The organism is Maribacter sp. MJ134 (assembly GCF_003970695.1).
In the GTDB taxonomy this organism is placed as follows: domain Bacteria; phylum Bacteroidota; class Bacteroidia; order Flavobacteriales; family Flavobacteriaceae; genus Maribacter.
The window spans coordinates 2430427-2454906 of record NZ_CP034570.1 but is presented as its reverse complement, the minus strand read 5'-3'; the positions used below and the strand labels follow the sequence as shown (position 1 = coordinate 2454906).

The following is a 24480-nucleotide window of genomic DNA, read 5'->3' as shown; positions in this document are numbered from 1 at the left end:
AGCAACTAGCAACTAGCAACGAAAAACGAATAACGAATAACGAAGAACGAAGAACGAAGAACTAAAATATGGCATACTTAGAACTGAATAATATTTATAAAACCTATGGAGAAGGAGAAAATGCTACTGAAGTGCTTTCTGATATCAATTTATCCATCGATGAAGGAGAATTCGTGGCGATCGTCGGCTTTACGGGTAGTGGAAAAACAACCTTGGTGAACCTGATTAACGGACTCTTGAAACCCACGAGCGGAGAGGTGCTTTTCAAAGGAGCACCTGTAGTGGATACCAGTCATGAAAGAGGGGTTATTTTTCAAAACTACTCCTTACTGCCTTGGCTTACAGTCGGTCAAAATGTTTATATGGCGGTAAAGGAAGCCTTTCCGAAAGAGGATAAGGCTACTTTGAAAAAACGGGTGAGCGACTATGTGGAAATGGTGAGTCTAAGCCCTGCTATCAATAAAAGACCTAAGGAATTATCGGGTGGAATGCGCCAACGGGTTGCCGTTGCCAGGGCCTTGGCAATGAATCCGGAGATGATCATAATGGATGAGCCGTTGGGGGCCTTGGATGCACTTACCCGTGGTAACCTACAGGATGAAATATTGAATATCTGGAGTAAAGACAAGCGTACCGCCTTATTGATTACCAATGACGTTGATGAGGGTATTTACATGGCAGACCGTATTATTCCATTAAAACCGGGACCGAACGCCACGTTAGGACCGGAGTTTAAAATTGATATAGAACGGCCTAGGGATAAAACGGCCTTGAACGATAACCCCAATTACAAGAAAACCAGAAACGCCATTATCGAATATCTGATGGATATCGGTGCGGAAAGAAAGTCGGTTTCGCATGAAGAATACCTGCTCCCAGAGATAGCACCGAAAAGTTTTGTAGCCTAATAAAAGAAAACAGATATGAACACAGCAACTATAGCAAGTACAACGTCGGAAAACGGTATTGTCTATCCTTCGAAGGTAATGCTCGATTTATCCAAATTAAAGAAAGTCTATCCCACTCCTAAAGGAGATTATGTGGTGTTAGAAGATTTGGATCTGCAGATAATGAAAGAGGAGTTTGTGACCATCATTGGACATTCCGGTTGTGGTAAAACGACCATGCTTTCTATGATAGCGGGTTTAAACCCTATCTCTGGCGGTAATATTGCAGTACTGGGCAACCCCGTTAAGGGTCCTGGGCCGGACCGTGGAGTTATTTTTCAATCGCCGAGTCTTATGCCGTGGATGACGGCTTTGGAAAATGTGCTGTTGGGCGTTAATCAAGTTTTTCCGCATGCCACCAAAGCACAACGAAAAGACATCGCGAAATACTACTTGCATAAAGTGGGCTTGGATGGGGCCTTTGATAAAAAAGCGCTGGAATTATCACAGGGTATGCAGCAACGGGTTGGCATTGCAAGGGCCTTTGCCATTAAACCCAAGGTTTTGTTGCTGGACGAACCTTTTGGAATGTTGGATTCTTTAACGCGCGGAGAGCTTCAGGACATTCTAATCGAAATCTGGAACAAAGAGAAAATTACGGCGGTGATGATTACCCACGATGTGGACGAGGCCATTTTCTTGGCCGATCGTGTGGTCATGATGACAAGTGGACCAAGAGCCAAAATCGGGGATATTCTAGACATCGAATTTGAGCGGCCTCGAACCCGAAAATCTGTTTTGGAGCACGATGATTATTATACCTACAGAAAACATTTAATTGATTTTCTAGAACACTAAAAACCAAATTTAAGTACAATCCTTTTAAAAACTAAGATCATGAAAAAACAACACGTTGTAGTTGTCCTAGCTTTGCTATGCACTACTTTTACCTTCGCTCAATTTACTTTAGACGGTCAATTTAGACCAAGGACCGAGTACCGAAACGGATTTCAAACCTTGATTCCCGATGCGTCGGATGCCGGTTTTGCCATCAACACCCGATCGCGTTTAAATGCCGGTTTTACCGCTGATTCTTTTAAAGTATATATTAGTCTACAAGATGTTTCGGTATGGGGAGAAAATCCACAGATTATTCCGGTGGATGATAATAACTCTTTTGCACTGTTCGAAGCTTGGGCCTCACTTAAGTTAAGCGAAAAGTGGTCTACAAAATTAGGAAGACAGATAATTTCTTATGACGATCAACGCTTTTTCGGCGGCTTGGATTGGGCACAGCAGGGCCGTAACCATGACTTGGCACTTTTACAGTATAAAGGGGGTAAGTTTATGCTAGATGTCGGGTTGGCCTTTAATCAGGATTTAGATGGTAACGGAGGTCCGCTTTTTGGCTTTCAAAATGAAGGAACCGCCTATCCTGCGAATAATCCGTTCCAGTACAAAACAATGCAATATGTCTATGCCAAGCAGCAATGGGAAGGTTTTTCTGCCAGTCTTTTAGCGGTGAACTACGCGCATCAGAATTTTGACGTTGATGGTAATGCCGATGGTGTCAATAGTCTTATTACCCTAGGTACGCACTTAAATTATAAAAAGGGAAGTTTCGGTGCAGCGGCGAACGCATTTATCCAAAATGGGGAATTTTTTAATGGCGCTACCGATGTAAAAGGTGCCTATTTATTAGGATTGGACTTAAGTTATAAGGTGTCCTCTAAAGTAGGCCTGGGAGCGGGTGTTGAGTTAATTAGCGGTAATGACGTCACTACTACCGATAGAACGGAGGCCTTTTTACCTACTTTCGGCACCAACCATAAGTTCAACGGTTTTATGGATTACTTCTACGTAGGGAACCATGTGAATACGATCGGTCTGTTCGATGTGCACGCCAGCGCTAATTTTAAACTAGGGGAGAAAGCAAGTCTCCTAGCTAAAATATTGAACTTCTCCGGGGATCAGGAATTGCCTAGCGGCGAAAAATCCTTGGGTACGGAGCTGGATTTGGTCTATACACAAGGTTTTAAAGGCTATGCCCTAAAAATTGGGTACTCGCACCTATTTCCCGCAGATGGTATGTACGAGTTAAAAGGAGTTACGGAAGCCGATGCGGCCAGTTCACAGAATTGGGCATGGGCCATGTTAATTATAAAGCCTAAATTTTTAAATACGGCAAAATCGGAATAGTTGGTCTACCCACCGCAGTATAGGTAGGATATCATCTTATGATGCTTCGATTGGCTATCATGACCGCTTTGGTTGTGGTAGCTTTCGAGGGTTAAGGGGTTGGTAGTTGTTAGTCAGTAGGCAGTGTTCAGTAGGCAGTGTTCAGTAGTCAGTAAGCAGTATTTAGTATGCAGTACTAAGTAGTTCATATGTAGTAGTGAACGCCAGATTCAGCCTGGTTAAAGATATTCATCGATCAGTGCTTAACCCTTAAACCTTAACTCTTAAACTTCTAAACCCTAAACCCTAAACCCTAAACCCTAAACCCTTAAACTCATAAACTCATAGACTTCTACACTCCGAAACTCCTAACAACCAACCCCTACTTTGCACTTCTTCTTTAGAATCCTATCTTTGTAAGTATAACTACGTATAGCGCCACACATTTTGAACCAGACCAGTATTGTTTTAGTAGATGACCATTCCCTTGTACGTGATGGTATCCGTGCACTTTTAGAGAGCGAAGAAGATTTGAACGTTATTGGCGAGGGTGTCGATGGTACCGAGGCATTGACCTTGGTGAAAGAGAAAAACCCCGATATACTGATTATTGATATTCGCATGCCCAAAATGACGGGTATTGAGGCGGTGGAGAAATTGAATGCAGCCAACGCCACCACCAAATGCATTATCCTTTCCATGCACGATTCCGAAGAATACATTCTGCAGTCGGTAGCGGCGGGGGCCAAAGGTTATCTGTTGAAAGATACCGGGAAAACTGAATTTATCAAGGCCATCCATGCCGTACAGGGCGGTGACAAATACTATAGTGGCGATATTTCTAACGTGCTGGTGAACAATTTACTGAACCCGGGCGCAAAGATGGCGGAAAGCCCTAAAAATGATAGCCGAACCAGCAAACCCTTTGACCTTACCAATAAAGAAATTCAGGTCTTGGAACTGGTCTTATCCGGGCTCACCAACCAACAAATCTCTGAAAAACTAAAGAACAGCAAACGCACCGTAGAAACACACCGTTTTAATTTGATGCGGAAGATGGAGGTTAAAAACCTTATGGACCTTTCTAAAAAGGCACAGGAGTTTGGCTTGGTGTAAACGTGATAAAATTTTCAGAACAATTTTGACTAAGGATTTAAAAAATTCGAATTTGTATATTTATACTATATGGAAGCTATAACTGATATAACTCACTTACGTAGTCTATCACAGATAATTGCAACATCTAATTTTAGGAAGATTGTGAGAGAGAATGATTACTATTCAACGCTCTATAGATTGAGGAAGTATGCAATAATTGAAGACTCTACCACCATTCTTGATGCAATTAATGTTATTTATGATTCCCTGTTAAAGAATTACAGAAATGAATATGTGTATAAAAACATACTTACCAATAAGCTATTACTTAAGAAATATAGTTTAAAAAACACAATAGCATTAAATGAGTTTAATATTGGGAATTCAATAGCTGATTTTGTTTTATTAAATGGAGAGGCAAGGGTTTATGAAATAAAAACAGAGCTTGATAAGCTTGAAAAATTGGATAAACAAGTATTAGATTATTGCAAATTTGGAGACAAGGTTTATATAGTAACTTGTTCAAAACATATAAATAAATTAATTGAACTCTATGAAAATTCTACTATTGGTATTATTGAATTAACTTCAAGAAACGCTTTAAAAACTATAAGAGAAGCAACAAGTAATGAAGTTACTTTTAGTTATGATGTATTGTTTAAAACTCTTAGAAAACAGGAGTATTTAGAGATAATTAAGGAATACTTCAACTTTGTGCCGGCAGTTTCTAACACTAGAATTTTCAAGGAATGTTTGGCCCTAGCAAAAAATATTGAAATCTCATTATTTCAAAAAATGGTGGTTGCCAAACTCAAATCGAGAAATATTTCTAATCCAAAAAAAATCCAAGAAAAAACTATTCCGGAGAGTCTTAAACATATTTGTTACACGTTGGATTTTTCAAAAAATGAATACGAAAAACTAAACACATTTCTTAATCAAAAAAGCAAAATATGTATCTCCCATATTTAAGAGGCAAACAATTTGAACTAATTGCCTTAAGAGAATTGTGTTCTCTTTTTCCGCAGGAATTAAATAAAATTTCCCCAATTATTGAACCTGTCAAAGCTTCGAGTACTATAAAATCTACTCTAGCTGAATTCGTAAATCGAAACGCAAATTTTAACTTAATAATAAATCCGAGAGTTGGAGATTTAGAAGGACAATACGAAAGAATTATTGAAATAATTACTTCTTCAATTCCATCAGAATATAATAACTACCAACTAGCTGTTATAATTGACACTAAAACTGAAAGAAACCTTGGAACATTAATTGAGTTCGTAAATGAGTTAGATTTAACTTTTAACGGAATCACATTAATACATAAAACAGAAATAAACAGCCAAAATATTGAGGTTTTAAATAATCAATTAAACATAATTTATAATGTTATTTATTTTCAAAAAACTAGTCGTAGGTATTACCGTGAATTTGAAGCCAACACACTCGTTAGTCTAGATGATTATTTTATAGAACAATCTAGGAATGCAGACTATTTAAACCAAGAAAGTGATTTTTCAAAAGAATATAGGTACTATATCCAAGACGGCTTTGTTGGGTTTTCTGATTTCTTAACAATTGGCGATAGCTATTCAGAATCTGGATTTTTGCCAAGAGCTGTAGCAATTCACTTGAGCTATTTGGAAAATGAACAAATCAAGGTAAAACATTTCGTTTCTGACTCTAATGAAGATGTTGCTGATATTGGGGGTAAATTTTCAGAAGCAATAAATAAATTGGTCATTTGGTGCAACGAAAAAAATCTAAATACTGCTGCAATTAATGAATTTAGAGATTTAAAAGAAAGAGGTCATTTTCCAGGGCTTGGAACTTTAAAAAAACTTTCAATAATGAATCACATTGAGTTGATAGTTAACAATATTTAATTATGAACTGTTGTGTTAATTGCTTTACTAGTTCTTACTTAATTAGTATTATTAATGGTGATGAGAGAACTGGAAAATGTGATTTCTGTAAAACTAAAAATACATCAATTTATTCAGCACGAGAGTTATCGCCATTTTTCAGAAATATATTATCTCTGTATGTTCCAGACGTAAATTCTAATTCTCAAATATCTGAATCTTTAAAGGAAGATTTTAATGTAATTAACGAAATTGTATTTAATCCAACTGATTTATTGAAAGCTATTTTTGCTGATGAACTTGAAGTTTTTGAATCGCTTTTCAAAAATAATGTATCCTTGAAACTTAAGCCTTTTCTGGAAACTCAGGCTGATAATATTCATAATGTTTGGAACGATTTTAAGGAAGAAATAAAATTTGTTAACCGTTACCATATTCAGAATACAATTGACTTAAAAAAGTTAGAAACATTTTTTCTTCACGAAAGCTTTTATAGAAAAATTAAAAAAGGTAGGATTTTTTTTAGATGTAGAGTTTCAGATAAAAGTGGTTTTCCTTGTGAAAAAATGGGAAACCCGCCAAGTGAATTAGCTTCAAGCGGTAGAGCCAACCCAAAGGGAATATCGTATTTATACGTTGCTGATAGCCTTGAAACGTCGATGTATGAGACCAGAGCATCACTTTTTGACTACGTGACCGTTGGCGAATTTAAACTAACAGAAGATATTAAAATATTGAACCTTCGAAACCCTAAAGATGACCCAATTTATTGGTCTGAAATCGAAGAAATAGAAAATTATTTAATTTATATTCCTTTCATACAAACACTTCAAAAGGAATTGTCTTTGCCAATTAGAAAGAGAGACCAAATTCTAGATTATATTCCTACTCAATATATATCGGAATTTATCAAGTCTTTGGGATTTGACGGTGTGGAATATCAAAGTTCTTTAAATTCGGAGGGATATAACATTGCTATCTTTAATCCAGAAAAATTGGAGTGTTTTAAAACCAATGTTTATGAAATTAAAGACATTAATTTAACGCACGGAAAAATAAAATAGCTTTTTGGGTCTATGGAATTATATTTCATTCCCGCTAGCACTCGTCTATGAAGAGTTCCAAAACAAGTAAGCTAAATTGGTAACTTGGAATATAATAAATCAAATAATACCTCCTCTAGTAGCTCCTTATGCAAAACCAAATCTTTTACCATATCTATCCCTTGGGATTAGTAGGTACGCCAAAGGAAAACGACTTCCTATCCGCAGCCACTAATAACCTAAATAGTTTGGTTCCTTGGTTGGAACATTTAAAGGCTTTGGGCTGTACCGCGTTATATCTAGGTCCTGTTTTTGAATCCACTTCGCACGGTTATGATACGGCGGACTATTTTCAGGTAGACCGCCGTTTGGGTACCAAGGCTCAGCTTCAGGAATTGGTGACGAAAGCCCATGAGTTGGGTATCAAGGTGATTTTGGACGCGGTGTTCAATCACGTAGGGCGTAACTTCTGGGCTTTTAAGGACCTCCGGCAAAAAGGGGAGCGTTCTCAATACAGGGACTGGTTTGCTAATGTGGACTTTTCCCAAGCGGGCGAACACGGCGATGGTTTCACTTATGATGGGTGGCACGGGCATTACCAATTGGTAGCGCTAAACCTACAGCACCCAGAGGTACGCGCTCATCTTTTTTCTGCCGTTTCGGAATGGATGGACAGGTATGGATTAGACGGCCTACGCCTAGACGCGGCCGATGTAATAGACCTGGATTTTTTGGAGGCCCTCCGTACGTTCTGTACGAACAAGAAGCAAGATTTCTGGTTGCTTGGGGAAGTGGTTTTCGGAGATTATAGGGAGTGGGCCAATGCCAATAGGTTACACTCCGTGACCAACTACGAATACCATACACCCTTGAGCGAGAGTTTTAATCGGGAAAATTTTGAGCATATCGCTAGCATATTACGGCGGCAATTTGGCCCTGCTGGAACATATAAGGATTTGACGCTGTATTCCTTTGTGGACAATCACGATGTAGACCGTGCGGCAAGTGCCTTGGCCGAGCCAGCGCACCTCTTTCCACTATACCTATTGCTATTTACACTCCCGGGGATTCCCGCTATCTACTATGGTAGCGAATGGGGTTTTGAGGGAAGAATCAAGGATGGTACACACGATGCCTTGCGCCCCAAAGCGGTTTTAGGTGCTATTGAGAAGCAGGCCAAACATCCGCTACTATTGGATTCCATAAAACGATTTACCGCATTACGGAAGACAAACAAATGCCTGCGCCAAGGAGATTACAAAGAGCTATTGGTCCAGAAAGAACAATTGGTATTCGCGCGGGCCTTGGATAGTGATGTTGTGATTTGTATAATCAATGCATCAAGACATGTGGTAAATCTTGAAATTCCTTTGGGGCCATATACTTCAACGGGATACAAAGACCTTTTAAACCCTGAATATTCAGGTAAGGTCAGGGACGGAATGCTTAGGGTGGAAATTCCGTCTTGTTGGGGACGCGTGTTGGCGCCATTGGATTAATCCTAGCGGATGCCTTAATTTTTTATCATTCTCACAGAATATAGGGCAACTATTATCATTTCTTTACTACGTATTAATACGTATTTTTCTAATTTGCTTACTGTAATTTGATGGGAACATCAAAGATGGAGCTATGCAGAAAAAGAAGACAGAAAAGACGATTTGTAGTTACTGCGGTGTTGGTTGTGGTATAGAAGTAGCGGTAGATACTAAGGGCGCTATCTCAGTAGAAGGCGACCCGGACTATCCCGCTAACAAAGGAATGCTCTGTTCCAAAGGAAGAAACCTTAACTACGTAGCACAAGATATCACGGACCGCATACTTTACCCGGAAATGCGATGGAGTAGAGACCATCCACTTCAAAGAATTTCTTGGAATACTGCTTTTGAACGCGCTGCTGCGGTCTTTAAAAGTATTATTGCCAAACACGGTCCGGATAGTGTGGGGTTTTATGTCTCCGGTCAGTGCCTTACAGAGGAGTACTACCTCGCCAATAAGATTATCAAGGGATTTATTGGTAGCAATAACATAGATACCAATTCCCGTCTCTGTATGAGTTCGGCCGTGGTGGGGTATAAAAAAACGATGGGGGAGGACTCCGTTCCTATTTCCTATGCAGATATTGAACTGGCGGATACTTTTCTGATTGCCGGGGCTAATCCCGCCTGGTGTCACCCTATTCTGTACAGGCGTTTGGAACAGCACAAAGCCGATAATCCAGAGGTAAAAATTATTGTGGTAGACCCAAGGAAAACACAAACTGCTGCCGCGGCGGATTTACACTTGCAAATTCTCCCCGGTACCGATGTGGTGCTCTTCAATGCCATAGCGCGATGGCTCATAGAAAAACGAAAGCTGGATAAGTCGTTCATTAAAAACCATACGGTAAATTATGAGGCGGTCGAGGAAATGGCCTTTTCACTATCTATACGGCAAGCAGCACAAAAATGTGGCATTCCGGCCTCGGAAATTCGCAAAGCGGCGCAATATATTGGGGAAGCTAGTAGGTTTCTAAGTATGTGGACTATGGGACTCAACCAAAGTGTCATAGGCGTGTCCAAGAATGTATCACTTTTAAACCTTTCTTTACTTACCGGTCAAATAGGTAAACCGGGTTGTGGTCCGTTTTCATTAACGGGTCAACCCAATGCCATGGGCGGCCGGGAAGTGGGCGGTATGGCCAACTTACTAGCGGCGCATAAGGATTTGGGCAATCCAGTCCATAGAAAGGAAGTAGCCGATTTTTGGGGTGGAAAGGAAATACAGGGAGAGCCGGGCTATACCGCTACGGAAATGTTCGATGCCTTGGAAAATGGAAAATTAAAGGCCATCTGGATTATTTGTACTAACCCGGCCGTAAGTATGCCCAACGTACACAAAGTGGAGCGCGCCCTTAAAAATGCCGCTTTCGTGGTGGTACAGGATATATCCCATAAATCGGAGACTACCAAGTTTGCTGACCTGCTCTTACCCGCCGCCGGATGGTTGGAGAAGGAAGGTACGATGACGAATTCCGAACGACGCATCAGCTATTTGCCCAAAGTAATAGACCCTCCTGCGGAAGCCTTGCCCGATGTGGAAATTCTTTGGCGTTTTGCTCAGGCCATGGGTTTTAAAGGTTTTGACTATACCAGTGCAAGCGAAGTTTATGATGAACATTCCCTTCTGACAAAGGGCACCAATATCGATATTTCGGGTCTGAGCTACCAACGCCTTAAGAACGAAGGTAGTTTTCAGTGGCCCGTTCCCCATAAGACCCACCCGGGCACGCCACGCTTGTTCACCGATTACGTTTTTCATACGAATGATAGAAAGGCACACTTTAACGCACCACAAAGCCTTTATAACAAGTCTGAGGAAACCAGTACGGATTTTCCCTTGATTCTTAATACTGGTAGGGTAAGGGACCAGTGGCACACGCGTACCAAGACAGGTAAAGTAAAACGTTTGCTGACCCATATCCCGCAACCCTTCTTGGAAATGAATACGGTGGACGCCTATCTCAGAAAACTTAAAGAAGGCGATATAGCGGTCGTTAAAAGCCGTAGGGGTGAAGTGCAGGTAAAGGTAAAAGTCAATGATGATATACGGGACGGAGTGGTGTTTTTACCCATGCATTGGGGCAAGGTGTTGAACAACGATTTTGGTAGGGCCAATAATTTGACCAACGATCTGGTAGACCCGGTATCCAAAGAACCGGATTTTAAATATTGTGCCGTACAGGTGGAAAAATTTAAAAAAGAGAAACAGAAGATTGTAGTTATCGGTGCCGGTGCCGCAGCTTATCGTTTTATACAATCCTACCGAGAAAAGAACAAAAAAGACGAGCTTCATGTTTTTTCCATGGAAAAAGACCCGTTTTACAACCGGGTATTGCTGCCGGAATATGTAAGTGATGAGCTCTCGTGGGAGGCCTTGGAGAAACTGAAAAACGGGGAGCTTCAAAAATTGGAGGTCAGCCTTCATCCCGGAATAGGAATCGTAAAAATTGATGATTCCTTAAAATTTGTCACGGATACCAATGGAACCGAACATTCCTATGACTTGCTCGTTATGGCTACCGGTAGTCGTGCCTTTGTGCCCAGTGATGTGAAAATGGATATGCCGGGCCGGTTTACCATGCGTGAACGTGGTGATGCTGATAAACTGAAACAATATTTACAGCAAACGGGTCTGCCGGCCGTTGAGCAACACGTGGTCATTGTAGGGGGTGGTCTTTTGGGACTGGAACTGGCTGCTGCACTAAAAAAAATAAACGTTAACATAAGCATTATTCAACGGGCCCCACGTTTAATGGAGCGTCAATTAGACCGTGTCGCCAGCCGATTACTGGCCGAGGATGTTGAAGAGCGGGGAATCCAAATTTATTTTGATAACGAGGTTAGTACCGTTTTTGAAGAGAAGGAAGCGCCCAGCTCCTTATTGGTGAACCTAAAGACGGGGAGAACCATACAATGCAACGCCATTGTCTACGCCATTGGCACCCGACCTAATATTGAACTGGCCAAAAAGGCCAATTTAGAGACCCGCCGTGGGGTACAGGTGAATGCATATTTACAGACCAGTAACCCATCTATATTTGCTTTGGGAGAAATTGCGGAGTTCAATAATTCGCTTTTTGGGATTACCTCCGCGGCAGAACAACAGGCAGATATTGCAGCCAATTATATGTTGGGAGATTTTAGTAGCATCTACAATGGCTCGGTTTTGATGAATATCCTAAAATTCGAAAATCTAGATCTGTGCAGTATCGGTATGGTCAACGCTCCCAAGGAAGATAGTAGTTACGAGGAAATTATTTTGATGGACGTAAGCAAACGTTTCTATAAAAAGTGCATTGTTAAGGACGATACATTAAAAGGTGCTATTCTGATGGGCGACAAAAACGAGTTCGCAGAATTCAAACGCTTGATAGAAGAGGAGATTGAACTTTCAGAGAAACGAAACGAATTACTACGTGGAGCATCTAATACCGTTCCCCTAAAAGGGAAGCTGGTTTGTTCTTGTAGTCAGGTAGGGGAGGGAAATGTATTGGATGCCATTGCCAATGGCTGTTCCGATTTTAATAAACTATGTGCGGAGACCGGTGCCGGCTTGGGTTGTGGTAGTTGTAAGCCAGAGGTGAAGGTTTTGTTAGACAGTCAATTGCAGTTGAATTAAAGCTAATATCAAGAATATGAACGACGATTTACATCGTATTTTGATACCGGGAGGGGTGACTTCCCCAGGTGAGTTGAAGGATATCATTTCTATGCTAGAATCCGCCGGCCTAAAAGAGGTTTATTTTGGTTCGCGACAAGACCTGTTGTTTCCTATTGATAAAGCCAACGAAAGACAACTTGAGGGTATTTCTAAATTCAATACGGATGTTGTTGGGGAACGTAGTTATCAGAATATCGTATGCTCCTATGTTTCGGCAGATATTTTTGATATGTCCTATTGGTTAAAAGGGTCTACCTACCTCTATATCTTAGAGGGGTTTGATTATTCGCCCAAACTCAAAATAAATATTACGGACCCCAAACAACGATTGGTGCCTATTTTCAGTGGCGACCTTAATTTCATTGCGTCGGATAGTGAAGACTACTGGTATCTAAACGTGAAATTACCGCACTGGAAAACATCGGCGAACTATCCCGTACTCATTTACAGTTGGGATATCACGACCATTTCAAAAGCCATAGAAGGAGTCTATGAGGATATACAAGATGTGGAAGAACTTTTCTTCGTCATCAGCAAACAACTGGACACCAATAATAAAACCATAGAAAAGGAACTGAATATAGATTATACGACTTTTCCATATTACGAGGGCATGAACCGCATGGGACTAGACCAATATTGGTTAGGCTTGTATTGGAGAAACAATAGGTACGATCTTGATTTTTTAAAGGAGTTTTGTGGTTTTTGTTTGGATAATAGTATCGGCAAAATATGTATTACGCCATGGAAGTCTTTTATTGTGAAGGGGATAAAGCAGGAAAGCCGACCAGAATTGGAACGCTTCTTAGGAAGTTGGGGAATAAACGTGCGCCATTCTCAATTGGAAATGAACTGGCACATTCCCGTAGACGATGCAGAGGCTTTAGATCTTAAAAAGTTTTTGGTACGTAGTTTTGACCAAAATGATATTAGTACGTATGGGCTTACTTTTGGAATCAGTAATGATGTAGGGAAACGCTCCCATTTTTCCTCCGTTATTATTGAAAAAAACAGCCCGCCTACCATTGTAAAAAACTTCGAAGTTCGCCCTACGTATAACGTGTTGCATTTTGAGAACTTTGACCCTAATACACATCATTACATTTCGTACGCTCAGGATATTGATAAAATTGAGCTTCCGGGCTTGTTAATGGAGTTGAGTAAGAAATATTTTGAGCAGTTGGGGAAGGTAAAACCAATTGAAAAACGGGCCGAGAAAAAGAATACCGTCGCCCCACAACGTATTCATCAATGTCAGTCCTGCTTTACGGTTTATGATCAAGCGTATGGGGATACGAAAGCCGGCATATCCGCAGGTACTACTTTTGATTCTATTCCTGAGAATTACGTTTGCCCTGTATGTGATGCCCCGAAGGCGGATTTTAAGGAAACATTCTTAAGTGCCGCCATCTAAAGCTGTTTCATAGGGCTATTACTACCAATGCTCTATAATGAGATAATCTTCCTTGTTTAAAGTGTTTTTGAGCGAATCTGGAATTGTTCTTCTGGGCGTATCTTGATCCAGTTTAAAGCCCCTATTGCCTGGAGGGGTTATGAGGGGCATTGTGCCTGTTTCTTCGCTTAAAAAATCTCCTTGGTCTTGCATCCATTTGAACATGTCTTCCGTTAGTCTATCCTTAATGACGGCATAGTAGGTATCTGTTGCTAGATTATGCAGCTCATAAGGGTCGTTTTCCAAATCGTATAATTCTTCAAAAGGTTCCTCTTTAAAGGCTAGGGCTCCTCTTCGTATGAATACATTGATATTCGGATTGTTTCCAAGATTCTTTTCCACCACTTCCACAGCATTAAAATTCCTGATGTATTTGAAACGTTTATCACGTATCATCCGTGAAGGAAATACCTCGGATTTGAGAATATTTTGATTCGTTCGTACGCCGTAGACATATGGGTTGATTTCTACATTTTCGCCTTTAAGTAGTGGTAAGAAACTTTTGCCGTCCATATCTTCTGGCACTTCGCCACCGGCAATTTTTATAAACGTAGGAAGTACATCGGTATAATGTATAAGTTGCTCAGTGGTGGTGTTTGGTGCTATTACCTTGGGCCATCGTGCAACAAAAGGTACTTTTAACCCCACATCTTTTACCGTAAACTTGCCAGATACGCCATGGTCCGCACTATAAATAAACAAGGTATTTTCCTTGTCTAAATAAGTGTCCACCAAATCCAATACCGTAGTTAATTGTGCATTATCCTCTGCTATGCTACGGTAGTAACCTGCTTTGCTTTTTAAGAACTTTTGGTTGTTACTTTGAACTTTATTAAACGGAAAGAGTTGAATATCCTCCGGGTTGACCTCAGGCACATCGTAATATTCCGCATGCGGATAGGCCGAGGCGATCAGCATGAAAAATGGTTTTTTAGTTTTTTTGAAGTAGGCTTCTATACTGTCTGTTGGGACGTACTTTCGAGGTCCGGTGGACTTTTCGATGTTGTCCCAGGCTACGTCCCAATCGTATACCCGCTCTGGGGCAATATGGCTTTTACCGGCCCTAATGACCTCATATCCCAAATCTCGCATGTACTTCGTAATACTTACTATATTCGGTCTGGTACGCGTGTGGTTTGCGAAACATCCATTTTTTAGGGGATATTTTCCCGTGAGTAGTTGAGACCTACTTGGTGCGCATATGGCTTGTCCCGTAAAAGCGTTTGAGAAAAGTATCCCTTCCGATGCCAACTGGTCAACTGCTGGGGTCTTTACCTTTTCATTCCCATAACAGCCATAATCATAGACGTCTTGGTCATCAGATAGGTAAAAAATAAGATTTGGTTTTTCGGCAACCTGCACGGTGCTTTCCTTTGTTAGCGGATTTTTATGCGTTTGTCCGCAACTTGTCACTATAAAAATTACAGATCCAATCAAACTACCTGTAAATCGAATTTTAATCATAAATTGATTTCTGTTTTGTTGATAATTCTATGTGGAATACGCATTTCTGTTCTATTGGATAAATTTCACTGGTCTAGGTTTTTATAATAAACGAAATTAAAGTGTTTCACTAAAAATCCTCTATCATCAATTAAGACCATAGAGGATTTAAACAAACTACTAAAATCTAAATCTTAATTTGGACTAGGATAAGGCTGATTCCTAACGGGATCATTTAAACTATGTCCGATACCATTATTAAAAACATAATTATAATTTCTAATCCTTTCGTTATTACCTCCACCTGTTGCGGTACCGGGTAATGGTGCAGGACTTCTATTGACGTCAACACGCAACCTGTCGTCCCTTCTTAATACGATTTTACCTGCTTCTCCAGGTATCAGGGTTTGGAACTCATAATTGACTCCAAACTCTTCCAAGGGATCGTTTTGGGTTACATAGGTGGTAATGATATGATATTGTAAAATCAATCTTAACACGTCAACATCCGCTCTTGCCATGACCTCTGCAGGAGTTTCTCCGTCTTCAACATCGGCTGAACCCGTAACCAAGGCGATAACATCTCCATTTCCTGTGAAGGCGTTGTTGTTGAGCATTAGAAAAGTTCTGCCACCATTGGCGGTATTGTATTCATCTACCATACCTGCAGCCTGGATGGCCGCGGCCATATAGTTATAGTTGTCCCCTACCAATTCACCATCTTCGTTAAGGGCATTGACTTGTGGTAGATTGAAGAACTGCCAGGCCGTTAGTTCGGCAAAAGGATCACTTAGGTCCACATCCGGTTCAAAAACGAAACGTTCTTGCAAGTCTAAATCACAACCTGTTATTAGGAGGGTTAGACTTAGAAGCCCCCAAATTGTTATATTTTTTATTTTTTTCATTGTTACTAGTTTTAGGTCAAAAATGATTAATATCCTGGGGTCTGGTCTAACATAGGATTCTCTACGATATGCTCGTCAAATATTGGGAATAATAGTCTTTCCTGGGTGAGCGGAACTCCGCCACTCAAGGTATCCAATATAGGATTCATTACTTCCAATGCTCTATTAGTTCTGCGTAAATCCCACCATCTTTGGGCCTCACCCAGTAATTCTAACTGACGTTCATCCAGTATAAAAATTTCGCGTTCATCTTCCGTTGCCCCAAACTCAGCCTCATCCACTAAGGGCAATTGTCTTGCGGTCCTGAATTCATTGATGATCTCTAAAGCTCTTGGCGCATTGCCCAAACGATTTTCTACTTCTGCTAGATAAAGTAAGATACCGGCATAACGGTAAAGTACAATATCGGTATCATCTAAACTTACGTTGTAGTTGAATTTGTTGTACTTGGCCAATCTGGCATTGCCAACCCCTTTTGCCTCAAGATTGGTGAACTGTTCCCTGCATAAATAATATCTGTAATCACCATAGATAAATTCCCCGGTCTCTAAATCAGTAAGTATTGGGTCCGTATCTGGATACTTGGTTACCCAACCTAAAGAGTCAATTGGAAATTTATCTCTCCATTTGTTCTCTAACGCCGGTGATAAGGTAAAGGAAGGTATACCTGCAAAGAACAGGGAAAAGACGCCAGACCTGTTTGCATTACCGGTGCCCTGGGACTCGTCTAAACTATATCTTAGGGACATTATTAATTCGGGTCCTTCTTGTATTTTCAATGGACCATCACTCTCTGAATTAGGGTCAAAAGGATTACCGTTATCATTTAAAAATTGATTTTGCCATTCTACGGGAGAAGAGGCTAAGCTAAATCTATTGCTTTCAACTATCTTTAACAGGGCCTCCTTCGTCTTTTCGTCATCGCCTAAAAAGCCATAGACATCTGCTTGTAATCCCCAAATACTTGTGAGTGAAAAACGGAATCTATTCGTTAGACTACTTAAATCCATATTCTCTTCTGCAGCTAACATATCAGGAACTATAATTTCGTTAATAATAGTCTGCGCATCTGTACGGGAACGTTGTAAGTCTTCTGGAACTCTAGTGGGTTCAGTGAAAACAGGTACAGACCCCCAAACGCGAACGGCTTGGAAATAGGCATATGCCCTTAGCGCTTGTGCTTCTGCAAGGAGATTGGCATCGAAACCTTCAATATTCGGAATATTGGCAATAGCCTCGTTAGCTCTATTGATCATTCCGTAGAAATCGTTCCAGCGCAATGCAGGAGTGTTGCCAGAGGTTACGTCGTTAGTGGTCAACTCTATATTATTTGCGTTGGCCCCATCATTACCGTTGATATAGCTATCTCCCCTGAACTCTCCCCATAAATAATGTTTCACTCTAAAGGCAGGTTGCATGGCGTCATAGATACCAATTACTGCTGCTGAGGCGTCATTATTGTTTCTGTAAAAGTTTTCTGGATCTATTTCGCTTATGGGCGATTCATCAACGAGTTCTTCACAAGATAGTATACTACCCAATATTAGAAATAAGGGTAGTAAAGTTGATATATACCTTTTCATATTCTCAATTTTCATGTGTGATAAATTTAAAATTTAAAATTAGCTCCAAAAATTACTTCTCGATCATTAGGGAACCTAAGATTATCCAGACCAGGTTGTAAAGGGTTTCCTCTGGTTCCCAATTCCGGATTGTAACCTGGGTAATTGGTCCATGTTAACATATTATTTCCAGAGACGAAGAAAGAACACTTCTTAATAAATCCTAACTTATCCAAAATAGATTTAGGTAAGTCATAGCCTAGGCGAACAAAACGCAGTTTTATAAAGCTACCGTCCGTTACAAAAAAGCTGTTGGGTCTATCCCTGTTTTGGGGTACCCTATTTAGTCTTGGATACACCGTAACATCACCTGGGTTCTGCCACGCACCTTCAATACGTCTTGGGCCCGGGGTTTCGTTGGCCGAGTTCAAATCGTTTCTTAGTTCGTCCCAACGTCTCCAAGTGTCATTTCCAAGGGTAAAATCGAACAAGAAGCTTAAGCTTAGATTTTTGTACGCAAAATCATTGGAAAAACCACCAAAGGCCGTTGGAAGACCATTACCGATGACTTGTCTGTCAGCATTAGTAATTACAAAATCACCATCCACATCGTCCCAAATGATATCTCCACCTTCAGCTACACGCCCATCGTTTCTTATCTGGTTGACATCACCTGTAAATTCTGAACCGTTGAGTGTATAGTTAACAAAATCACCTGCTGCATCAAAATTTGGAGTTAGCTGTACTCCATCGTCCGTGAATGCGTTTGATTCATCATATTGGAAAACACCCAAATTCTTAAAACCAAATATATTACCTATAGACTCTCCTTCTTCTATGATATAATCTCCTGATTGAAATGGTGTTCCGCCTGCAAGTCTGGTAACTTCATTTTCTTGAAAACTGATGTTAAAATTACTGTTCCAGCTAAAGTTCTTTGATTGGATTATGGTCCCACCAATGTTCAAGTCAATTCCTTGGTTACGAACGGCACCCACGTTTTGGCGAATTCCGCCAAATCCAGACTCCTCTGGTAAGGGTACGTTCGCTAAAAGATCTTCAGTATCCTTACGCCACACATCAACGTTAAAGGTTAATCTGTTCCTGAACATGCCAAGATCTAAACCTATATTGGTTTGGTTGGTACTTTCCCAACTCAACTCAGGATTTCCTAGTCTTGTCGGCCTAACTCCACTAATACCATCATAGATAGCACCTGGTTCAAAAGCCGAAGTAAATTCGTAGTCCCCGATCCTATCATTACCTGTCTCTCCATAACTTGCTCTAATTAAAAGATTGTTTACGGTAGTATTTCCTTTTAGGAATCCTTCATTACTAACTCTCCAACCAATAGAGCCCGATGGGAAATAACCAAATTCGCGATTTTCTCCAAAACGGGACGATCCGTCTCGTCTTACCGTGGCACTGAATAAGTACTTGTTGTCAAAGTCATAGTTGAAACCGGCGAACAGTGAAAACAAGTTACTTCTGGTATTGAAAGTTTGCCCGGCATTTATTGCGAGACCGTCCGGATCTACATTGTTAAAGGTTTGAATGTCCTCGGAGACAAAAAGGGCGTTGGAAATACCAAATTCTTCTTGATATCGCTTTAAAATCTGCATACCTGCGAAAGCTGATACACTGTGTTTCCCGAAGGTATTCGTATAGTTCATGAAATTTTCTTGCTGAATGTCATAATCTATTCTATCCCGGAAGCTTGCCAGAGGATTCGTATTTCTTGGATTTAGAACCAGTAAAGGTTGAAAATCATTGTTTCTTCTTAGTCTAAAATTAATTCCCAAGGTAGATTTTATGGATAACGAGGGCGTTATCTTATACTGGATAGAGTTAAAACTTTGTCCCCTCCAAGTTCTTAGTTGAAGTTGTCTTAAGTTGGCCTCAGCCAGTGGATTTTGACGACCAGCAATTTCTGGTGTAAAATCCCCATTGGGTTCCAATACCGGAAAATAGGCGATACGTTCTACCAATTGCTGAAAAACCTGATTTTCACTTAAACCGCTGAACTCCTCGAAGGAAGCATTAAAACTGGAGCTTACGGCCAATTTTTTGTTTGGTGTAAAATCCAACTTGAACCTGGTATTGATTCTTCTAAAATTGCTATTTACTACGATACCATCTTCGTTTAGGAAACCGGTATTCCAATAGGCCTTTAATTTTTCGCTACCGGCAGCTACAGCTACGTTCACTTGATTTCTAAATCCTGCCCTTGTAATTAAGTCCTGTAAGTCAAAGGAATTTCTCAACAGCAGATTCAAAGAATCACGGTCATTACCTGTTGGATTTTGTCTTTGGGCATCCGTACGTCTCACGTCCTCATAGAATAAACGTTGTCTTGTGTTGGCTACCGGAATGGCACCATTAAGACTATTAATACCAGTAACTACGTTCACATCTAGGCTTACGTCTCCAGACTTACCGGATTTTGTGGTAATCAATACCACCCCATTTGCACCTCTTGTACCGTAGATGGCCGTTGTAGCACCATCTTTTAATACTTCAAGGGAAGCAATGTCATTTGGATCTATGTTGTCTATGTTGTCTAATTGTTGACCGTCTACTACATATAAAGGCCCTGTGCCGCCCGCACTAAAAGTAGAGGTACCCCTTACCCGGATATCAAAACCAGCACCGGGACCACCATTGGTGGCAATCTGTACACCGGCCAAACGACCCTGAACACCTTCAAAAGCATTTGTGGGAGTCACTTCGGCGATATCTTCCGATTTAACAGAAGATAATGCGCCCAATACCTTTTCTCTAGATACCGTAGCGTAACCAATAACAACTACTTCGTCTAAATTCTCGGTATCTTCTTCCAGTACAACGTTCATGTTGGCAGCATTAACGGTTACCTCCTTAGTGTTAAAACCAATATAGGAGAAAACCAAAACTCTAGACCCTGGTACTAGCCTAATAGTATAGTTACCATCAAAATCGCTGGACATTCCGTTAGTAGTATTTTTTTGAACAACGTTTACACCCGGTAAAGGTTCTCCGTTTACATCGGTTACTGTTCCTGTAACCGTTTGTACCTGTGCAATAGCGAAAGAGCTAAAGAGAATACACAGGATAAGGGTTAAAAAAACAGGAAGACCGGTATTGCGCAATCTTCTGGTATACTTTTTCTTCATTTCCAGTTTAGTTTTGTTAAAATTGAGTTATTCTTATTTCATCAAAAAAGAGCCTTGATATTTTTCAATCGAATAATTAAAAAGGAAATTGACTGATGAATTCTTAACAATTATATAAACTAGCCTTCGTGAAGGCATCCTGTACTGTACGGTAAAGATGATAGAGTTTTTTGTGCTAATTGGAGTGCAAAGAACATTATATATTCATAAATAATTGATAATCAAATTATTATGTGAATAAAAAGTAGTATTTAATTTTTTTTACCATCAATCTATATTAACATTTGTGAAATACGATTAGGTGTGATTAGAATGTTTCTAGGTATTTTCTGGTTTAATAAACCATAATGATATCAAACAGAGAATCGGTCGATAAAATTAAAATCGTTTTTTATTTCTTGGGGCTTATTATTTAAGATCATTTTAGCGGCTTCTTCACCCATGTTTTTAAAATTGGTGCTAATTACAGTAATCCCCAACAGTTCTTTAAGAGGCGTGTCGTTATAAGAAATGATACCAATGTCCTCTCCTAATTTGTAATGCCTGTCCCTACTCTGTTTTACTAAATTAACCAAATCCGATTCTTCTATGGTAATGTACAAATCTCCCAACTGTAGTTCCATACTGTCATAGATTTCATCTAAAATCTCATAATCGATATCATGTTGTATGCAGAACCTTTTAAAACCGGTAACGATACCTTGTGGATAAGGATACACTCCCTTACTTGGGTAAACTAAAATTATTTTCTTGTATTTCTCGAGTTTTTCCAGACCGGCTGTTAAGGCATTATAAATGTCTTCGGTAAAATCTTGATAAATTCTACCAGCCTCCTTGGATAAACTTTTAAGATTACGGTCCATGATAATCAACTTTCCCTTGGGTATCGAATGGATTGCCTTAAGAATCTCATCCGTACAACCCATATGCTGCAAGTTTTCATTTTTAAAATGGGGCATGATGACATAATGGTCGTAAAGGTGTTTTTTGTTTTCCAATATGGTGCTGAAAACCAATGGTTCACAGTGGTAAATATCTAAATCAACATGCACATTTGCACCCAAACTGTTAACAAAGGAGTTGAAAATACGCATTTTATAGGTGCTTAATTTATTGATTAAGAAAAGCACCTTGATTTTTACGGAAAGATCGGTTTTAGCGATATAATAACCCTTTCCTTTAACGGAAACAATAATATTCTGCTCTTTTAGAAGTCCATAGGCTTTCTCAACCGTATCTCTGGACAGGAGATATTCTTCACTGACCTCGTTTATGGAAGGTATTTTTTCTCCCATACCTAGTGTGCCCTTATGGATACTGTTTATAACGGAATCCATCACTTGCTTATACTTCGGAATTCGAGACTCTGTGTTTATATCTATATACTCTAGTCTTTCCACCTTAAATTGTTTACTATTGATTTAAAATTGTACTTTTTATAAAGTTATTTAAAAAAACAAAACTAGGTATTTACCTTGGATTATTTATTTTTTCGAAATTGTACCTGTCAGCATAGTACAGGATGCTTGGTTTTTTTTCATAATCTATTTTCGTTGACAAGCATCTTATAAAAATAAAGTTTAATGCAGGTTAAGACATACAAGCACGTAGATTATCTTTGGGATGAAGCCAAAGCAGCCAAACTAGGCGACAATCAAGTAAAATTATTCCTATATAGGTCCAATATTCTTGGAGCGGACCTAAGAATCACAAATTACGGTGGTGGTAATACCAGCTGTAAGACCATGGAGAAAGATCCCTTGACAAATGAGGAGGTAGAGGTCATGTGGATCAAAGGTTCTGGAGGAGACATAGGTACACTGACCAAAGCTGGAATTGCTGGCCTGTATACAGAAAGATTGCGAAATCTTAAGGATGTTTACGGCGGTTTGGAAGATGAGGATAGAATGGTGGGACTTTTTAACCACTGTATCTATGATTTGGATAGTAAGGCTCCGTCCATTGATACACCATTACATGGACTGCTACCATTCAAGCATATTGATCATTTGCATCCGGATGCGCTTATTGCAGTAGCTGCCGCAAAGGATAGCGAAAAGGTGACCAAGGAAATTTGGGGAGATACCATGGGCTGGGTTCCATGGCAGCGTCCTGGTTTTGACCTAGGCTTACAATTAGAGAAATGTTTAAATGACAATCCTGGTATTCGAGGAATAGTTTTGGGTAGTCATGGATTGTTTACTTGGGGAGATACTTCTTACGAGTGCTACATCAATAGTCTTGAAGTTATTGAAATGGCATCCCAATTCATTGAGAACAAGATAGAAGAAAACGGAAGTGTTTTCGGGGGACAAAAACTGGAAAGTCTTCCAAAAGAGGAACGCTTGGAAAAAGCCGCTCAATTAATGCCTTTACTTAGAGGCCTATGCTCATCCGAAAACGGAATGATCGGTCATTTTAACGATAGTGACGTTGTTCTAGAATATATCAATAGTAATGATTTAGAGCGTCTAGCGCCGATGGGGACTTCTTGCCCGGACCATTTTTTAAGGACCAAGATTCAGCCCTTGGTATTGCAGTTAGATGCCAAACAAGACCTGAGTAACTCTGATGAAGTACTCAATATGTTGAAGCCGGCCTTTGCGCAGTACCGAAAGGAATATCAAGAATATTATGACAATCATAAACGCGCTAATAGTCCCGCAGTAAGGGATGCTAACCCGGTCATTATAATCTATCCTGGAGTAGGGATGTTCAGCTTTGCCAAAAACAAACAGACTACCCGTGTCGCAAATGAATTTTATGTGAACGCCATTAACGTAATGCGCGGTGCTGAGGCAATAACGGAATACACTTCATTGCCAAGACAAGAAGCATTCGATATAGAATATTGGTTGTTAGAAGAGGCAAAATTGCAGCGAATGCCCAAAGAAAAACCTTTATCAAGGAAAGTTGCTCTGGTCACCGGTGCAGGAGGAGGCATAGGCAAGGCCATTGCGGATAAACTTGCAGAAGAAGGGGCGAATGTGGTGCTCACCGATATAGCTGAGGACAGGTTAGAAGAGGCGGTGGCCACTTATCCTAGGGATACGGCTAGCTATGCTCTTTGTGATGTAACCGATAGCGACTCTATTGCCGAAGCGTATAAAAAAGCCTCATTGGAATTTGGAGGTGTAGATATCGTGGTACATAGTGCAGGATTGGCAATTTCCAAACCACTGGAAGAAACCACCCAGAAAGATTGGGACATTCTGCAGAATGTGCTTGTAAAAGGGCAGTTTGAGCTGGCAAAGCAGGCGGTTGCCATCATGAGAGACCAAGGTTTAGGTGGTAATTTTATCAGTATAGCCAGTAAAAACGGATTGGTTTCCGGACCAAATAATGTAGGTTACGGTACTGCTAAGGCTGCACAACAGCACATGTCAAGACTCCTTGCTGCAGAACTCGGTAGTGATAAAATAAGGGTCAATGTAGTAAACCCTGACGGGGTCATTGTCGGTAGTAAGATATGGGAAGGAGAATGGGCTGAAGGTCGCGCCAAGGCCTACGGTATTACTGTCGAAGAATTACCTGCGCACTACGCCAAAAGAAATTTATTGAACGAGATAATCTATCCAGAAGACATTGCCAACGGGGTTTTTGCCTGTGTTGGTATTTTGGACAAGACTACAGGAAATATTATCAATGTAGATGGCGGTATGGCCAATGCATTTGTACGATAGTTGTTA

The 24480-nt window shown here is 40.3% G+C and carries 16 protein-coding genes; 11 read left to right on the top strand and 5 right to left on the bottom strand.

What is annotated here, in order from left to right; translation table 11 throughout:
• Positions 1-68: 68 nt before the first annotated feature.
• The 10 genes from EJ994_RS10595 to EJ994_RS10550 all read left to right on the top strand — a co-directional run bounded on the left by EJ994_RS10595 (position 69) and on the right by EJ994_RS10550 (position 13690).
• A complete protein-coding gene (locus tag EJ994_RS10595) occupies positions 69-908 on the top strand; it encodes an ABC transporter ATP-binding protein (protein WP_126592402.1) in 840 nt (279 codons plus the stop codon).
• 15 nt (positions 909-923) lie between these two features.
• Positions 924-1745 (top strand): ABC transporter ATP-binding protein, encoded by an 822-nt coding sequence (locus EJ994_RS10590; protein ID WP_126592401.1) that lies wholly within the window; start codon positions 924-926, stop codon positions 1743-1745.
• A gap of 39 nt (positions 1746-1784) precedes the next feature.
• Positions 1785-3086 carry an alginate export family protein gene (locus EJ994_RS10585; RefSeq protein ID WP_126592400.1) on the top strand — a complete coding sequence of 434 codons (1302 nt, stop codon included), beginning with the start codon at positions 1785-1787 and terminating at the stop codon, positions 3084-3086.
• A gap of 426 nt (positions 3087-3512) precedes the next feature.
• On the top strand, positions 3513-4181 hold the full coding sequence (locus tag EJ994_RS10580; protein WP_126592399.1) for a response regulator transcription factor: 669 nt from the start codon (positions 3513-3515) through the stop codon (positions 4179-4181).
• A gap of 69 nt (positions 4182-4250) precedes the next feature.
• The gene (locus EJ994_RS10575) at positions 4251-5135 is read left to right on the top strand and encodes a sce7726 family protein (RefSeq protein ID WP_126592398.1); all 885 of its coding nucleotides are present in this window, start codon (positions 4251-4253) and stop codon (positions 5133-5135) included.
• Positions 5117-6052 carry a sce7725 family protein gene (locus EJ994_RS10570; RefSeq protein WP_126592397.1) on the top strand — a complete coding sequence of 312 codons (936 nt, stop codon included), beginning with the start codon at positions 5117-5119 and terminating at the stop codon, positions 6050-6052. Before EJ994_RS10575 ends, EJ994_RS10570 begins: the two co-directional genes overlap by 19 nt.
• 2 nt (positions 6053-6054) lie before the next feature.
• Positions 6055-7095, top strand: coding sequence for an RES family NAD+ phosphorylase (locus tag EJ994_RS10565; protein ID WP_126592396.1), 1041 nt, complete (start codon positions 6055-6057; stop codon positions 7093-7095).
• A 128-nt stretch (positions 7096-7223) separates the two neighbouring features.
• Complete coding sequence (locus EJ994_RS10560; RefSeq protein WP_126592395.1) at positions 7224-8573, top strand: alpha-amylase family glycosyl hydrolase; 1350 nt, start codon at positions 7224-7226, stop codon at positions 8571-8573.
• A 133-nt stretch (positions 8574-8706) separates the two neighbouring features.
• Positions 8707-12234, top strand: a complete 3528-nt coding sequence (locus tag EJ994_RS10555; RefSeq protein ID WP_126592394.1) for a nitrate reductase — start codon at positions 8707-8709, stop codon at positions 12232-12234.
• A gap of 16 nt (positions 12235-12250) precedes the next feature.
• Positions 12251-13690 (top strand): rubredoxin, encoded by a 1440-nt coding sequence (locus EJ994_RS10550; protein WP_126592393.1) that lies wholly within the window; start codon positions 12251-12253, stop codon positions 13688-13690.
• Between the two features lie 21 nt (positions 13691-13711).
• Here the strand turns inward: EJ994_RS10550 and EJ994_RS10545 are convergent, their stop codons facing one another.
• From EJ994_RS10545 to EJ994_RS10525, 5 genes are all read right to left on the bottom strand, one after another.
• A complete protein-coding gene (locus tag EJ994_RS10545; protein WP_126592392.1) occupies positions 13712-15193 on the bottom strand; it encodes a sulfatase in 1482 nt (493 codons plus the stop codon).
• Between the two features lie 173 nt (positions 15194-15366).
• Positions 15367-16077, bottom strand: coding sequence for a fasciclin domain-containing protein (locus tag EJ994_RS10540; protein ID WP_126592391.1), 711 nt, complete (start codon positions 16075-16077; stop codon positions 15367-15369).
• A 26-nt stretch (positions 16078-16103) separates the two neighbouring features.
• Positions 16104-17660 (bottom strand): RagB/SusD family nutrient uptake outer membrane protein, encoded by a 1557-nt coding sequence (locus EJ994_RS10535; protein WP_164721449.1) that lies wholly within the window; start codon positions 17658-17660, stop codon positions 16104-16106.
• Between the two features lie 26 nt (positions 17661-17686).
• Positions 17687-20791: a SusC/RagA family TonB-linked outer membrane protein gene (locus EJ994_RS10530; RefSeq protein WP_126592389.1), complete on the bottom strand. Its 3105-nt coding sequence runs from the start codon at positions 20789-20791 to the stop codon at positions 17687-17689.
• A 353-nt stretch (positions 20792-21144) separates the two neighbouring features.
• On the bottom strand, positions 21145-22191 hold the full coding sequence (locus EJ994_RS10525; RefSeq protein ID WP_241240766.1) for a GntR family transcriptional regulator: 1047 nt from the start codon (positions 22189-22191) through the stop codon (positions 21145-21147).
• Positions 22192-22374: 183 nt separating this feature from the next.
• On the opposite strand from EJ994_RS10525, the gene EJ994_RS10520 reads away from it, so the two are divergent.
• A complete protein-coding gene (locus EJ994_RS10520; protein WP_126592388.1) occupies positions 22375-24474 on the top strand; it encodes a bifunctional aldolase/short-chain dehydrogenase in 2100 nt (699 codons plus the stop codon).
• Positions 24475-24480: the final 6 nt, after the last annotated feature.

Coding starts and splice junctions, on each gene's coding strand:
- EJ994_RS10545 (WP_126592392.1), bottom strand. CDS start 15,193: ATGATTAAAATTCGATTTACAGGTAGTTTGATTGGATCTGTAATTTTT.
- EJ994_RS10550 (WP_126592393.1), top strand. CDS start 12,251: ATGAACGACGATTTACATCGTATTTTGATACCGGGAGGGGTGACTTCC.
- EJ994_RS10540 (WP_126592391.1), bottom strand. CDS start 16,077: ATGAAAAAAATAAAAAATATAACAATTTGGGGGCTTCTAAGTCTAACC.
- EJ994_RS10535 (WP_164721449.1), bottom strand. CDS start 17,660: ATGAAAAGGTATATATCAACTTTACTACCCTTATTTCTAATATTGGGT.
- EJ994_RS10575 (WP_126592398.1), top strand. CDS start 4,251: ATGGAAGCTATAACTGATATAACTCACTTACGTAGTCTATCACAGATA.
- EJ994_RS10565 (WP_126592396.1), top strand. CDS start 6,055: ATGAACTGTTGTGTTAATTGCTTTACTAGTTCTTACTTAATTAGTATT.
- EJ994_RS10530 (WP_126592389.1), bottom strand. CDS start 20,791: ATGAAGAAAAAGTATACCAGAAGATTGCGCAATACCGGTCTTCCTGTT.
- EJ994_RS10595 (WP_126592402.1), top strand. CDS start 69: ATGGCATACTTAGAACTGAATAATATTTATAAAACCTATGGAGAAGGA.
- EJ994_RS10555 (WP_126592394.1), top strand. CDS start 8,707: ATGCAGAAAAAGAAGACAGAAAAGACGATTTGTAGTTACTGCGGTGTT.
- EJ994_RS10585 (WP_126592400.1), top strand. CDS start 1,785: ATGAAAAAACAACACGTTGTAGTTGTCCTAGCTTTGCTATGCACTACT.
- EJ994_RS10560 (WP_126592395.1), top strand. CDS start 7,224: ATGCAAAACCAAATCTTTTACCATATCTATCCCTTGGGATTAGTAGGT.
- EJ994_RS10570 (WP_126592397.1), top strand. CDS start 5,117: ATGTATCTCCCATATTTAAGAGGCAAACAATTTGAACTAATTGCCTTA.
- EJ994_RS10520 (WP_126592388.1), top strand. CDS start 22,375: ATGCAGGTTAAGACATACAAGCACGTAGATTATCTTTGGGATGAAGCC.
- EJ994_RS10590 (WP_126592401.1), top strand. CDS start 924: ATGAACACAGCAACTATAGCAAGTACAACGTCGGAAAACGGTATTGTC.